General features: G+C 47.0%; 14 protein-coding genes. 8 read left to right on the plus strand and 6 right to left on the minus strand.

Annotated features, from left to right (window positions below; translation table 11 throughout):
* Positions 1 to 446: 446 nt before the first annotated feature.
* A complete protein-coding gene (locus tag QUB68_RS25130; protein ID WP_332997570.1) occupies positions 447 to 2,405 on the minus strand; it encodes a serine/threonine-protein kinase in 1,959 nt (652 codons plus the stop codon).
* 94 nt (positions 2,406 to 2,499) lie between these two features.
* Between QUB68_RS25130 and QUB68_RS25135 the strand changes: the two genes are divergently transcribed.
* The 3 genes from QUB68_RS25135 to QUB68_RS25145 all read left to right on the plus strand — a co-directional run bounded on the left by QUB68_RS25135 (position 2,500) and on the right by QUB68_RS25145 (position 4,094).
* Positions 2,500 to 2,808, plus strand: a complete 309-nt coding sequence (locus QUB68_RS25135) for a hypothetical protein (RefSeq protein ID WP_332997572.1) — start codon at positions 2,500 to 2,502, stop codon at positions 2,806 to 2,808.
* A gap of 89 nt (positions 2,809 to 2,897) precedes the next feature.
* Positions 2,898 to 3,380, plus strand: a complete 483-nt coding sequence (locus QUB68_RS25140) for a 2Fe-2S iron-sulfur cluster-binding protein (protein ID WP_332997574.1) — start codon at positions 2,898 to 2,900, stop codon at positions 3,378 to 3,380.
* 243 nt (positions 3,381 to 3,623) lie between these two features.
* Positions 3,624 to 4,094, plus strand: coding sequence for a phycobilisome protein (locus tag QUB68_RS25145; RefSeq protein WP_332997576.1), 471 nt, complete (start codon positions 3,624 to 3,626; stop codon positions 4,092 to 4,094).
* An 86-nt stretch (positions 4,095 to 4,180) separates the two neighbouring features.
* Here QUB68_RS25145 and QUB68_RS25150 read toward each other — a convergent pair whose 3' ends face one another.
* The 5 genes from QUB68_RS25150 to QUB68_RS25170 all read right to left on the minus strand — a co-directional run bounded on the left by QUB68_RS25150 (position 4,181) and on the right by QUB68_RS25170 (position 8,016).
* Positions 4,181 to 5,347 (minus strand): pentapeptide repeat-containing protein, encoded by a 1,167-nt coding sequence (locus tag QUB68_RS25150; RefSeq protein WP_332997578.1) that lies wholly within the window; start codon positions 5,345 to 5,347, stop codon positions 4,181 to 4,183.
* 240 nt (positions 5,348 to 5,587) lie between these two features.
* Positions 5,588 to 6,253, minus strand: a complete 666-nt coding sequence (locus QUB68_RS25155) for a V4R domain-containing protein (protein WP_332997580.1) — start codon at positions 6,251 to 6,253, stop codon at positions 5,588 to 5,590.
* 102 nt (positions 6,254 to 6,355) lie between these two features.
* The gene (locus tag QUB68_RS25160) at positions 6,356 to 6,829 is read right to left on the minus strand and encodes a phycobilisome protein (protein WP_332997581.1); all 474 of its coding nucleotides are present in this window, start codon (positions 6,827 to 6,829) and stop codon (positions 6,356 to 6,358) included.
* Between the two features lie 126 nt (positions 6,830 to 6,955).
* Positions 6,956 to 7,222 carry a hypothetical protein gene (locus QUB68_RS25165; RefSeq protein WP_332997583.1) on the minus strand — a complete coding sequence of 89 codons (267 nt, stop codon included), beginning with the start codon at positions 7,220 to 7,222 and terminating at the stop codon, positions 6,956 to 6,958.
* A 92-nt stretch (positions 7,223 to 7,314) separates the two neighbouring features.
* Positions 7,315 to 8,016: a V4R domain-containing protein gene (locus QUB68_RS25170; RefSeq protein WP_332997585.1), complete on the minus strand. Its 702-nt coding sequence runs from the start codon at positions 8,014 to 8,016 to the stop codon at positions 7,315 to 7,317.
* Positions 8,017 to 8,312: 296 nt separating this feature from the next.
* Between QUB68_RS25170 and QUB68_RS25175 the strand changes: the two genes are divergently transcribed.
* The 5 genes from QUB68_RS25175 (at position 8,313) to QUB68_RS25195 (ending at position 13,595) form a co-directional block, all read left to right on the plus strand.
* On the plus strand, positions 8,313 to 10,148 hold the full coding sequence (locus QUB68_RS25175) for a caspase family protein (protein ID WP_332997587.1): 1,836 nt from the start codon (positions 8,313 to 8,315) through the stop codon (positions 10,146 to 10,148).
* Between the two features lie 772 nt (positions 10,149 to 10,920).
* Positions 10,921 to 11,061 (plus strand): hypothetical protein, encoded by a 141-nt coding sequence (locus QUB68_RS25180; protein WP_332997589.1) that lies wholly within the window; start codon positions 10,921 to 10,923, stop codon positions 11,059 to 11,061.
* A gap of 697 nt (positions 11,062 to 11,758) precedes the next feature.
* Complete coding sequence (locus tag QUB68_RS25185; RefSeq protein ID WP_194061715.1) at positions 11,759 to 11,998, plus strand: hypothetical protein; 240 nt, start codon at positions 11,759 to 11,761, stop codon at positions 11,996 to 11,998.
* Between the two features lie 608 nt (positions 11,999 to 12,606).
* Complete coding sequence (locus QUB68_RS25190) at positions 12,607 to 12,858, plus strand: TIGR02450 family Trp-rich protein (protein ID WP_332997592.1); 252 nt, start codon at positions 12,607 to 12,609, stop codon at positions 12,856 to 12,858.
* Positions 12,859 to 12,923: 65 nt separating this feature from the next.
* Positions 12,924 to 13,595, plus strand: a complete 672-nt coding sequence (locus QUB68_RS25195; RefSeq protein ID WP_332997594.1) for a hypothetical protein — start codon at positions 12,924 to 12,926, stop codon at positions 13,593 to 13,595.
* Positions 13,596 to 13,658: the final 63 nt, after the last annotated feature.

The raw sequence follows: 13,658 nt of genomic DNA on the forward strand, positions 1-13,658 counted from the left end.
CTTATTTCGCCAAGAGTTGTCAAGCTTTTTGGGAAACTATTTTTGACTTTTTTTGAAACCTATATACACCAAGGGTTGAAGAGCGTTAATCCATGCTCCGGTATCCATCGGTAATTCCTATTGAGCGGCAGTCCCTGCTTTTTTGCCCCCAAATTCGCTTTTTGGTAGCTCTGTAGAATACTTCACAGGTGAAAAATCATGGGACTGACTCGGAGGTCAGGCTTTGGTTAGGTTCGATCGCCCCCACTGCACTATCACAGCACCAGGTTGTTGGTTGATCTCGGTCATATACCAGATATATATAAGTAGTGCCTGCATTGGCGCTTACTTGACTGAGGGAGGGTGAGGTATGCCCTAGACCCGATCGCCCGCCTGCCAGTCCTCGCTCCACACAAATCGATCGCCCGCAACTACACTTTCCTTAATTACAGCAACCCCAGACAGCTTCATTTATCCTTGTTATCAGCCTTAGATACTCGATCGCTCCTGTGAGTCTCCTCAACATCTACATCTAAAAAGTGCAAGTGACTCTCGGACTCAGTATTGGCAGCAATCACCAAACCAGTCTTCCCCCAAGGAGCGATCGCCCGGGGTGCGACGGGGCTGCTAAAATTTCCTATTTGAATGCCTTGACTGTTTAAAACCAGAATCTGCCCCCCAACATCCGCCAACACCCATCCCCAATTAGTCACACAAGCAGACACTGGCAAACTTTCCAGAGGAATTCGCGCTACCTTGAGCGGCCACAATTTCATCAACAGCACCGCTGGTTTACCAGCTTGGGGAATTCCTAGCAAAGTATAAGGCTCAGGTGTCAGCAGCATCTGTCCGACGCTGGCAGACAAGCGCACAGAACCCACCGGCGTGCCGCGACGAGTGTAAACTCTAAAAATAGTTTGGGGATTTTTTGGTTCGTTGTCCGGCCAAACTGCTAAGACGTGTCGCCCATCCAAAAACATTAATTCTGGTAAATAGTGTTCCGGTAACGCCACAGTAGCAATCGGCTTCAGGGCTGTTTCCCCATCGCCTGCAGAGCTGTTTTCGGCTAAAGCATAAAAGCGCAGTTCGCCTGGAACAGCCACTGTCAACCAGCGGTCGTGAGAGTCAACAGCAGCTTTAAAAGCATCAGGGCCTTGCCTGAAACCCATATCCAGCAGGCACTGAGGCTCCCAAGAACGATCGTTGAGCCAGTAAAGTTTTTGCGGAGTGAGAACGCAGCAGCCGTGAGCAGCAGGTAAAATGCCACGTACTATTTCCGGCATAGATATAGATATAGAAGTCGGCATTTCTTCTGTGACTAGCTGTTTTTCCGGCTGACACCAAACCTTCACCTCTTTACCTACAGCAGCGTAGAGATACTTTTCAGTGGCCATTAAAGCGGTCAGCGGTGCAGGAAATATCAGGGGCTTTGGCTGCGAAACTGAATAATGCACAGTCCGAAGTAAATTAATCGCCGGCTTTGATGCTTCTTCCTCTTCAACTTCCGCCAAAGAGTCAGTTTCCGACTTCAGACTTTTAGCGCTACTGGTGGCGGGGTTTTCCCAAGGAACAATGCAGTCGCCCAATTGCCTGACAGCGGGGTCGTACATGATCAGCCGCAGAGCTTGAGCCATTTGGGAAGCACTGGCAAAACGGCGGGCGGGCAGCTTTTCCAAAGATTTTTTGACTATTGCTTGCAAAGGTTCGGGGATGGCGTCGGGAAGCTGCAAGCGTTGATTCAGGTGCGCCCACCTTAAGTCTCCGGGGGTGCCACCAAAAGGGCGGTAGCCCATTAGCAACTCAAACAGCAGAATTCCCACTGCATATATATCTGACATGGGGGAATAAAGACCGTAAAACCGCTCTGGGGCCATGTAAGCGGGGGAACCTACGGTAGCGTCGGGAGAAATTTCTTGATGGAGGCGAGTGGTACCGATTTCTGGTAGCCGACGTGCGATGCCAAAGTCAGACAGCCGGGGCGACCAACCTTTGGAACCTAAAGTTAGGAGGATATTTTCGGGTTTGATGTCGCAGTGAACTACGCCTCGGCGGTGGGCGTAGTCTAGGCCGGCTAAAACTTCCATGACTAGCTGCAAACCTTCGAGCAGCCGCAAGGGGCGGTCTTGTTTGAGCAGGTTGCGGAGGGTTCCTCCTTCGCAGTAGTCCATAACTAAGTACCTGCCTGTAGCTGTGTGTTCTAGAGCTCGGCAGGTGACGATGTTGGGGTGCTGTAAGGTGATCAGAAACCACAACTCTCGCAAGAATTCGCTAGTTGGGGCTTTTTGATGGCTGAGTTCTTTGAGAGCAACCAGTTGGCTGGTAAGCCGGGAATCTTTGGCGGGAGTTTCTCGAACACTGGCACAAAAGACTCGACCAAATTGCCCTTGTCCGACTAGCCCTAAAATGCGGTACTTAGAATGTTGCATTGGTCTAATTATAGGAAATGCTTGAGCTAGTATTAAAATATGTAAAGAATTCTGACAAAAATTCAAATTTTTGAATCGATCGCCAGGTACTGCTATGTTATCTCAGGTTCATTCTCAGCCGAGTCAGATCGATCGCACGGTCGCACCTACTAAAATCCTTGAGTTTCGTAGTCAGTATCAATCTTGCCGGATTCGGGTGCCGGATCTGGAATTACCTGTGGCTGCTATTTTAGTCGATCGCGAGTATTACAGTTTTTTCAAGGCCGTCCAAGAACCATCTAAGGTTTTAGCCATCGCGGCTAAGCTAGGGAATAGGGGGGACTCAACAGCGATTACCAAAACAGCTAGCGGTTATGCAATCTGGGTTCTAGAACCCGAAGCCGATGCTGTCAAGCCATCTTAACGTTTTTGAGTGTCAGCCAATTTTTTTTGGGTTTCAATATCTCGATCGCCCAAGCTTGCATACTGAACTTGAGAGGATGAAAAATCAATATGGTTAAAATTATTAGACTAGATCCAATTGCCGAAGAAATGGCAGTGGAAACTCGATCGAACATCCTGGCTGCCTTACTTTCCAAAGACTTAGACGTTCTCAAGGAATGTGGCGGGCGGGGAATGTGCGCTACCTGCCACGTTTACATTAAAGAGGGCATGCAAGGCTTGTCTGAGGTGAACCGCCGCGAGAGGAGGACGCTGGAAGTCATTACTACAGCTAAAGCCAATTCGCGACTTGCTTGTCAGGCTCAAATTATGGGCGAGGGTGTGGTTGTACAGATACCTGCGGGGATGTACATTAATGCTATTGAAAATGTAGGCGCTCTGATCGGCCGCCGGGCCCAGCAAGATTTGTTACACCCAATTACGGGTCAAGTAGTTGTGGAATCGGGAAAGTTGATCACTCGTTCGGTCGTTACACAGCTTAATGAAACTCGCTTTCAAGTAGGACAGTATTTAGTTCGGACTAAAGAAGCTTAACAGTTGACAGTTGACAGTTGACAGTTGACAGTTGACAGTTGACTTCGGAGTGCGAAGTTTTTAGGCAGGGGATTTAAGCCCCAGCCTAAAAACAATCCACCTAAAGGTGGGGGCTTAAATCCCCTGTGATGCAGGTGAACTACCAACGCTAATATCATTGCAGATATTGGATGAGGCAGCCAATTGAGTTAAAACTTGATATGTTGGATTTGAACAGATTGTTGCCCAAAAGAAAAAAGTTATATGTTGAGCCAACTTGCGCGTTTGAGTACGGAAGCAGATGGACGCTACGCCACCGCTGAAGAACTTCAATTTTTGAAAGACTATTTTCAGTCTTTAAATCACCGGATGAGTGCTTATAAAAAAATTCAAGCCGCTGAGAAAGAAATTATTCGGCAAGTGGAAGCACAAATGCAGTCTCTCGACCCTAGTTTATTTCGCCGGGGGTCTCAAGATGTGACGGCAAAGTGGCGCGTAGATGCTCTGCGGGTGTTGAGGCACTCGGCGGCAGCACTTTTGATTAATGATACTGAACGGTTGCGCGATCGGCTGCTGCTTTGGTTCCAAACTATTTTAGGCGCTTTTCAAGCTCGAAATAGTTCGGCAGTGACCTACGATGTGATGAAAAAGGTACTCAAACAATATCTGACTGCGGAAGAAGCCAGCCTATTTATTCCGATTCTGGACATCAACCGCACTGTACTCGGCAAATAATCGAGGGGGGATGTCATACCATTACTGATTACATCAAGGCTGAGAATTTGCATACAATTGCATTCTTTTGGGAGAGTGGTATCACCTTAACGGCTATAAATCGTGCCGTTAGGAAGAATAGCTCCAATCAAGTTCGCTCCCCTCAAATCCGCCTCAGTGAGAATGGCTCCCCGGAGGTTGGCTCCTGTCAAGTCAGCTTTCCGCAAGTTGGCTTTACTCAGGTTAGCTTTGCTCAAGTCAATTTCGTGCAAGCAAGAATTAGAAAGGTCGGCATTGATCAGGTAGGCTCCGCTCAGGTTGGCTTTGCTGAGGTTGGCCCCGCTCAAGTTGGCTTCCATCAGATAAGCACCGCTGAAGTTAGCTTCATTCAACAATGCCTCTGCCATATTGATTGCAGTTAAGAGTTTGCGGCTCAAGTCTACACCGCCCAGATCTGCCCCGCTGAGGTTGATACCGCTTAAGTGGCACCCATTCAAAGTAATATTTCTCAAATAGGTTTTGCTGAAGTCTGCTTTGCACAAATTGGCTCTGTCCAAGCAAGCTTCGCTGATGTCTGATTCGCTCAAACACGCGCCGTTTAAATAGGCTTGAGTGAGGTTAGTTCGCCTGAGGTTAGCTTTCAACAGGTTGGCTTTGGTGAGGTTAGCACGGGTTAAGTTGGCTCCGGCTAAGTTGGCTTTGGACAATTCGGCTCCGGTAAGCTGTACTTCGCTCAAGTCTGCTTCTTTGAGACTCGCTAGACTCAAGTCTGCATCTTTCAAGTTTGCCCCGTTGAGATTGGCTTTAATCAGATAGGCTTTACTGAGATTTGCTTCGCCCAGATTGGCTTTGGTAAGGTTGGCCGCGCTCATATCTGCTCCGATGAGATTTGCCTTGGGGAGAATTGCTCCTGTCAGGTTTGCCCAATTCAGGTGAGCTCCGGCTAGGTTGGCGCCGGTGAGATTGGCTCCGCTGAGATTGGCTCCGCTCAGACTTGCGGCGATCAGGTTGGCGCCGGTGAGATTGGCTCCGCTGAGGTCGGCTTTGCTGAGGTTGGCTCGGCTCAGGTGGGCTTTGGTGAGGTCGGCCCCGCTGAGGTTGGCACCGATTAAGTAGGGTCGCTGCTGGTGTTCGTTAAGGTTGTCCAAACGTAGAGTTGGGGCATCGCTGGAACGGTATAAATCGATCGAACTCAACACAATGCCGCGCAGGTTTGCCTGTCTAAAATCTCTTTCGCCTGCTGCATATCGATTTAGAAGTTCGTTGGCGTCCATTAAGTTCGAGCAAAAAGTTTGAGGTTGTGATAGTTTTTGAATTTTGTGAGTCGATCGGGTAAGTTATGAATTGTCTATCTGCGAGTTATAATTGTTTTTTTATTGATAGATAAAACCCGTTATTCAAACTTTGTAGCTTTTTTATAATTTAACTCTCAGTTTTGATTGTCTGGTGATAAAATGGCTACCGACTAATCGATTTGACAGCTATTAGCAATAAACTAATAGCTATCAAATAATTTATTTTTTTTCTTGGCAAAGTTGACTGATAACAGCTTCGTGATCTTGTCCTTCTTCGACGAGAGAATCTGCCGGTTGAAGACGATCGCGCAGCCCTAAAATAAAGCGGTTGCAGTCGGAACCCAAGGATTCGCAGGAGGTTTGCAGGCAGTGGAGTTCTCGACCTGTGAGCTGACTAAAGAAGGAACTTAAGATGCCTGCTTCTAAAAAACAGGCTGGTCGCTTCCCTTTGGGAGCTGTTTTAGCAAAAAGAGAGTTAGCAATTTTTACTACTAAAAATCCCTGTTCGGAATAGGTAGGGTCAAAATTAAATGTTCCCCATCCGTGAGTTTTCCAGCACTGTTGCAAGGACTGAAGAAATTCTACCATTTCCATTTCGGAAACTGGCTGGCCATAGTATTCGCTGACTTCTTCGCAAAAACGCACGTAGAAGTTTTTTCCCCACCAGCGACCGCAGTTGAAAAGCACGAGGCGGGATGCTTGACCTGTTTCTTGTTCTAAGCCGATATAAATGGCTTGAATTAGTGTTTCTGGGAGCGCTATGAGCCGATCGCCCCGGCGGTTTTCCAGCAGGCCGAGTTCGAGGTCGCCTCGGACGTAGGCATCGCTAGCAAAGTAGTTTCCAGGGAGTCGGGGCTCTTTGAGCAAGTCGGCAATATTAATCATCGGGAATTGGGAATTGGGAATTGGGAATCGGGAATCGGGAATTGGGAATCGGGAATTGGGAATTGGGAATTGGGAATTGGGAATTGGGAATTGGGAATTTGTCTACTCTTTATTACCTTGGTCAATAATCATTGACTTTGCTTGGTCAAAAAATGGTTGCAATATAGCTCGGGCTTGCTCGGAAAGTAGTTCTTTTAAACGAGTTTGCAGCAGATTGCAAACAGTTGCTTCGATCTTTTGAGTTTGGTGGGCTTCGACTATGCCAGAAACCCAGTCGAGGAGTCGCTGTTCGAGAAAATCTCGATCGTTCAGCAGCATGGCCATAGAGCTGTAGCGCAAGACTAACAGCCAGTGTTTGAGCGATCGTTCTAAGGTTTCTTCTTTTTCGTCGGGGAATGTTTCTTGTAGCTTGTTGGCTACTGGTTGGAAGATGCTTGCTTCCTTCTCTCGCAAAAATTCGTAAATTTTTAAGCGCTGGGACAGGGTGGCAATTTGACGTTTAAAAGCTATGAGTTCTTCGCCTTTTAAAAAGCGATTTTCTGCCTGATCCAGCAGCGCCTCAATCTCAGGGTGCATGATTTTAATTAAGTGGTAATCGGTAATTGATAAAAGGAAGGAAGAAGGAAGAAGGAAGAAGGAAGAAGGAATGAAGAAGAGGGAACAGGGATTGCACTATTTTTCGTTTGCCATTGCCAGGACAGATTAAAACAGGTCGAATAGGTCGTCAATGGTGACTTCTGCGGGTTCAGAAATAGAAATTACTGGCAAGGGTGGCGGTAGGGGCCGGGCGCCCACTTCGGGAGTTCCTTCCCAAGAAATAGCTTGAAAAAAGTCTGCTACGGATCGGGTTAAAGTCAGCACTTGACCGGGAGTCGAGCCATTTTGGGTTTCTAAAGGTTTTCCCAGCCAATTATAGTGACCAAAGAATTCTTGGACAGACTTGTCCAACCATGAAGTTTGACTTTTCATCTTTCTTCCTGCCTGGATAGGCCCACCGTCACTATACATAGCGAAATTGGTGGGAGGAAAGGCAGGGCAGGTGATGTGCCTTTCCAGGTTGTTTACCGCAATATTTCACCTTGTTGTAGTCGATTTTCAATATCGCGGGCGTTGGCACCTTCGTTGAGCCAGAATGCTGCGGCATCAATTTTATCTGGGTTGCCGAGGAGGAATTTACAATAGGTTTCTCCCATGGAATAACATTGGAGTTCTATGCAACTCAGAGGCTTTTTGACTAGAGATCCGAAGAAACCGGCGTACAAACCGGCGTATAGGTGACAAACTGGTTTGCCCACGTCGCCCAAGGTGCGAGCAACTGCTGAGTCGAAGAGGTTGATGAAGATGCAGCCGTGTTTGCGATCGCTCATGTCTACTTCCCAGCGACCCCAACCTTGAGCAGTGAAAGGCCACCACCAAGTTTCTAGCAGAAACATGAGATTCGACTGGCGAATGTTTTGGCTGAATTCGGCGCTAAACCATTTTTGAAAAAATTCTGCATCTTGCAGCCCCCACTGGCAACCAATAGTATACATGATCACAGAGGAAGCCGGGCCTACTTCTTCTTCGAGTCCCTCCACCAAACCGATGATGAAGTCTTCGCTGGTGAAAATGTTGCGCGACTCGTTCCAGTCGTTAATTGTACCAAACTGGCGATCGAAGGCAAAAAAATCCTGAAACCGATAATGGCCGTGATTTTTAGGATGCTTTTGCTTGAGTAGCGATTCGCTGTGGGTGGAGATTTCTTTTTGGGCGGTAGAGACCATTTAGCGGGTTACTCCTTTTTGGTGTAGTTGGGGAAAAATATGGTCAAATAGAACAAGTAGACAGGCCTGTGTATCCAATTTAACGTCATTTTTATGAATACAGGCAGAGGGTATAATTTTTTACTGCAATATTTAAGATGTGAAAATTTTAAGATGCTGAATTTAGGCGCTTTTTGGGAGTTCTGCCTTCGGACAATTGCTATCTGACGCTCGGAGGCAAAAGTGCGTATAACGTTAAACGGCGATGTGTTATCGTTTTGTGCAAGCTGTTCACTATATATATAGGGCATATGGGGATGAAACATCACGCTTGTATTGCGATCGGCATCAATCAATATCAGTTACTCCAGCCTTTGAGTTATGCCCAAGAGGATGCAGAGGCACTGCACACTTTTTTGACTGAGGAGGCTGATTTTGCGCCGGATGGATGTCTGCTGATGACGGATAGTTCGCCGTCGCTGTGGGGTCAATCAACGTATCCGAATCGGGAAAATATTCTGAGGTTGACCCAAAGCCTGTGCGCGGAACACCTGCAACAGGGAGATTTACTCTGGTGTTTTTTTAGCGGCTACGGTGTTAGCTATGAAGGCAAGGATTATTTGATGCCGGTTGACGGCAATCCGGCGGATATTCAGGGTACGGGGATTCCGGTAGAGTTGCTGTTGAATACTCTGAAAAATGCTCCGACGGAAACGGTGTTGGTGCTGGTTGATATGAACCGCAGCCAGATTGTGAAAGCGGGGGAAACGATCGGCACTCAAACGGCAGAGCTGGCGCGGGCACTGGAAATCCCGACGGTGCTTTCTTGCCGCCCGAATCAAGTTTCGCGGGAAACTTCTGCTCTGCGTCAAGGATTTTTTACGACGGCGCTGTTGGAGGGGCTGCGATCGGGACAGTGCACGACGCTTAAGGGTTTAGACCGTTTCTTGAGCGATCGACTACCGGAGCTGTGCGACCACCATTTGCGTCCCAAACAAGAACCTTTGATGGTGGTGAATCCTCCGGGAAAGGCTCATTTGGTGATTTTGCCGGACACTGCTGGGGTGGCAACTGCTGCGTTGGCCGGACGCAACGGCAATATGGCTGTTGGTGCGGCTGATGAGTTCGATCGCCCGCAAATGGCGGCGGCTACGGCTCGAATCGAGCTGCCTCCGGCAGTTCGCAACGCGATTGATGCCCCGGTTGAGAGGCAGCCGATCGATCGGCAGAATACTGTGGGTCCAACAACAGGTGGGGCGGACGATCGACCCAACTTGCCGCCTCCGGAGGATGCCGATAACGGGGCGTCGGACAAATCGTTTTTGCAGCAGCTAATTTTGTGGAGTGGAGCTACGGCTTTGCTGCTGCTGTTGGGTGTTTTTGTGACGAACAGGTCAATTTTTATCGGCCAGCAGGATGGAGATCCGCGATCGCCTGCTGAGAATGCTCAAAACGCTGGGCCTCAAAAATCTGCTGGTGCTGGAGTGCCACAGAACCAACCGCAGGCGGTGCAAGCAGGGACTGGAACCAAGCAGCCGCCGTCGAGCCAGCAGGTGTGGGCTGAGGCGAAAACTTTCCTCAAGGATGGTTCGGCTTCTAGTTTTAATAAAGCGGTGGTTAAGGCTCGGACGATTCCGGCTAGCGATCCGCTCTACCCGCAGGCTCAGCAGGATATTGAGCGCTGGAGTTTGACGATTTTGGATATCGCTAACGGGCGGGCTGCTCGGGGCAATTTCCAGGGGGCGATCGGCGCGGCTAAATTGATGCCTGATGTGAATCAAGCTGTTTACAATCAGTCGAAACAGGCGATCGCTCAGTGGGATAATTTATCTAAAGAGCAGCAAGTAAATACTGCCTTGCTATCGGCGGCTTCGAGCCAAATTAAGCGCGGGGCTGCCTCTTCTTACAGTAAAAGCATCCAGCAAGCCAATAAAATTCAGCCCGGTCAGCCGAAGTATGAAGAAGCTCAACAGTTGATTGGAGAGTGGAGCGAAACTATTCTCAAAATTGCTCAGTTGCGCGGCTCTCAAGGAAAGCTGAAAGAGGCTGTTGAAGCTGCTTCGCTGGTGCCGTCTGGTACGCAGAGTTATCAGCCAGCACAGGCGGCGATCGCTAATTGGAAAACTAAGCTGCAACGCCAGAAAAAAGGTTGATTTAGCTAAGATAATTTCCCGGTTCATTATCGGGAATTATCTTGGCTAAAAAGCTGATAACGCTCGCTCTATGCCTCTTGACACTTCAAGAGGACACCTACACATCGATAATTTAAAACAATAAATTTATTCACCATTTCCCCTTCGCAGCTCAGGCGGCGGGGGATTTTATCTACTGTGCCGTCTCGGAGTTTTTGGATATTGAAATATCTCGTAGTTGCGGGTTAATTAATACCTTTAATTCACCTCTTAGAACTCTATCAACCAGCCCCTGTACCGTCAAAAACTCAGTGTTTGTTTTTACCGGAAGTATGGCGGCAGCGACGTTTTTAGATGCTCAAATAATGTTGAGGCGCTACTTCTAAATAAGTCTGTTTTTATCTCTAATTCAAACATTTAGGCTGCGGATTTGCTTGCTTCAGCTTAGCTGCTTAATTTATACTCGCTCTCAACTTGAGCAACTAGCAAATTGGGCGATATATCACTGCTATTAAACACAGACCGTGAAGGCAATATCTGCGCCCTAAACCTGGGCAGCGCAGCTATGCAAGGTTGATTTACTTTACCGATATTTTTGGCTGTTAGGAGCGCGCGACGATGGGAAAAGTGTTGGAAATTGTGCTGTTTTTAAATTATTACAATTGACAGATAAGCTGTTCTACATTTAAATTGTGCGTCAAAAATCAATCCAAGTCTTGTGGGACGTTGCTCTGAGCATCGTTCCGAATATGCAATTTCAATGCCAAACAGCTTATGTTATGGATTATACAAAATGACTCTTACTGGCAATTCTAGTCAATGTGCGATCGTCCCCAATAAATTTAGAAAACAAATGCACCGCCACAGAGCGGAAAATGTCTGGATTCGTAAGTTGCGAGTCTTAGTTGGCGCGGACATCACAAAGCTGCCTTAATTAACACAAATCAGGGCTTTTCAAGAAAAGCCAAAAAATATATGATTGAGAAACAACGATCAAAACTTGCTTGCTTATGGTAGCCCAGGTGACAACACGTACGCCTTAAGTTATAGTCGCCAGCGAGCCATAGGGGCTGAGTTAAATCAATAGGGTGAGGTGAGAGTGTCTGGGTGTTAAGGAGGGCGATCCAAGAGGAATGTTCGGCTGTTCCCTTCCCCATGGGGGAGGTTCAGTTGACAGTTGACAGTTGACAGTTGACTGCTTGAGGGCGACCTTTACCTGGAAGGAAGAGGATTGGAGTAATCAATAGCCTGATTTTAATTTCTCCCTACAAGGGTTCCGGCTTCAAACCAATTCTTTCTGGTAGAACCTAGGAAGCCAAGGATCTGGAGACAATGCTAAACTTTTTGAGTTCTGGAAAGTAGCGTTAGCACTAAACTCTGCATTATTGTGGGAGGTGACCCAAATTTGTAACAGTTCTTAACTATAAATAATTCTGCCAAAACTGCTAGCATAGTGACACTTTTGCCAGCAAAAACAGATAAAGTAAATAAAGTTGGCTAGCTCTAGACGCTCCGATCCCCATCCTGGGGATGTTGAATCAATTTGATTCGTACCAAGTGGTTTTAGAGTTACAATTGGAACCAAAGCATCGCTATTTAACTGAGTTCTTTAGTTACTTTTACTTTCTGCTATGAACGTAGATTTTATCAAAGCCCAAGTCAGGTTGCTACAGGGTGCAAGTTCATCGGAGCGAGAAACCCTTATTAAAAACATCGGCGTCTGTGCTGGCGTCATCAGACCTGGAGAGTACGTGACTCCACAGCGGAAGCACGCCATCACTCTCTGGTTGCAAACAAATGCAGTGCGACTCCGGCTTCCCCAACTTCCTATGGATTTATCGGGGCACAAGCCTTCACACGGAAGTAATTAAGGGGTAGCGACAGCATCACATAAATTAGTCAATCTTGCCTAAAAGTGCTTTTTTATTGAGCTGTACAGCGTCAATGAGACACGATTGAGATTGAAAAAATGTTTGTAGGGACAGTTGGGCCCGAAAAAACGCCTGCGGACAAGAAGCGGCCTACCGCTTTGGTAAAATAGGAAATGAACGTCAAACCTGCTGGAAAAGTAGATTTGAGTAAGTTTCGCAGAACGGATTATTGCGCACAACTATAACCTGGGTTATTTGCTTTTAGATTTGAGATTTACGATTTAGCTCGTGCTGCATAAATTTGCTTTTTGTGGAGCGGCTGAAAAATCAATCCTATTCAATAGGTATAACTAATTACAGGGGCAGTCACTGAACTGCCCTTACTTTTGAACTCGGAGGCTAAAATACTTCAATTTACAATAAACGCATCTACTTACAGACATAGTTTAGCTGAACTCTCTAGTCAGCTCCAGCTCAGCGAAAGATTGTGTGTGATGTGACACAGCGAGAGAAGATTCTCGCTGGTGCGAATCTGGAATTGGGATCGTCAAACATCAGGAGTTATTATCATAAACTGGCTTTCTCATATATTTATCAACAAAAATACTGTGCCTAAGAAACAAAAATTTCCTTATTTAGTTGGTTCTCGATGGACTTCTCACCAAAAAAATTGGGGGTGGCGCCACTTTCAAGTAGTCAACCGCAAAAACGAAGGTAAATGGGTATTTGCAGAAATGGTGGCATCTTGCGATCCGAATGTCCGTTTCTGGCTGAACGCCCAACAGCTTAAAGACCGATCGCTCTGGCAAGCTGGATGGCAGTCTACGCAGGAATTAGAGGAATTAGAAGTGGCAGAATAAAAGCCAGTGCTTTGGGGTAGAGTGAGGTAGAGGTTGGTAATCGGTCATCGCAACAGGGTGAAGTAATGAAAAAAAAAGTTGTGTTCTTGGTGTGTTTGCTAATTAGTGCTGCATTGGGCGATGGATTTGGCAAAGTGTCGATCGCAACTCCAGCGATCGATCGCAGCAATACTCTGTCTGCCGATATTCCAACTCCCCCAGCGGACTTGTCCGGCTTAGTCCTCACTTTACAAGACTTGCCCGCAGGTTTTAAAGAGATGCCAACTGCGGCTATGAAAAAACTGACCAGCGATCTCGCTAGCCTTAAACCAGCAAGCCTGTTTGGTTATCAAAAGAGCGATGAGGAGCAGTTTCAATCAATCATCGGGTTTACAATGCAAATTCCCGACCCGATCGAGCTAGCTCAATTTGATGCAGAAATCCGTAAAGGGAATTTTGCACAAGAGTTCTCAAAAAGTTTAAACGGTGGTAGCCCAGAAGATCACTTTCCTAATGTTACTCCTTTAACCCTAGAAGATCGAATTGGCGAGATATCGGGGGCGTGGACAAGCAAAGGAACAATACAAGGCAAACCTGTCAATGCCGAATTCGCGGTATTTCGGCGTGGAAAAATAGTAAGTTTTTTGATGCTTATGTATCTCAACGGCAAGAAACCGGCTATCACAATGAGTTCAGCCGCCCGGCAGCTTGACAAACGCATCATGGAACTGAAACCTGACTTAACTCAACCGCAATAAGTAGGCGCTACCAGCAGTAAAAAAAATCAGCATCTTAGATGCGGACGCTCCAGAGATTAGTTA

The organism is Microcoleus sp. A006_D1 (assembly GCF_036702805.1).
Classification (GTDB): domain Bacteria; phylum Cyanobacteriota; class Cyanobacteriia; order Cyanobacteriales; family Microcoleaceae; genus Microcoleus.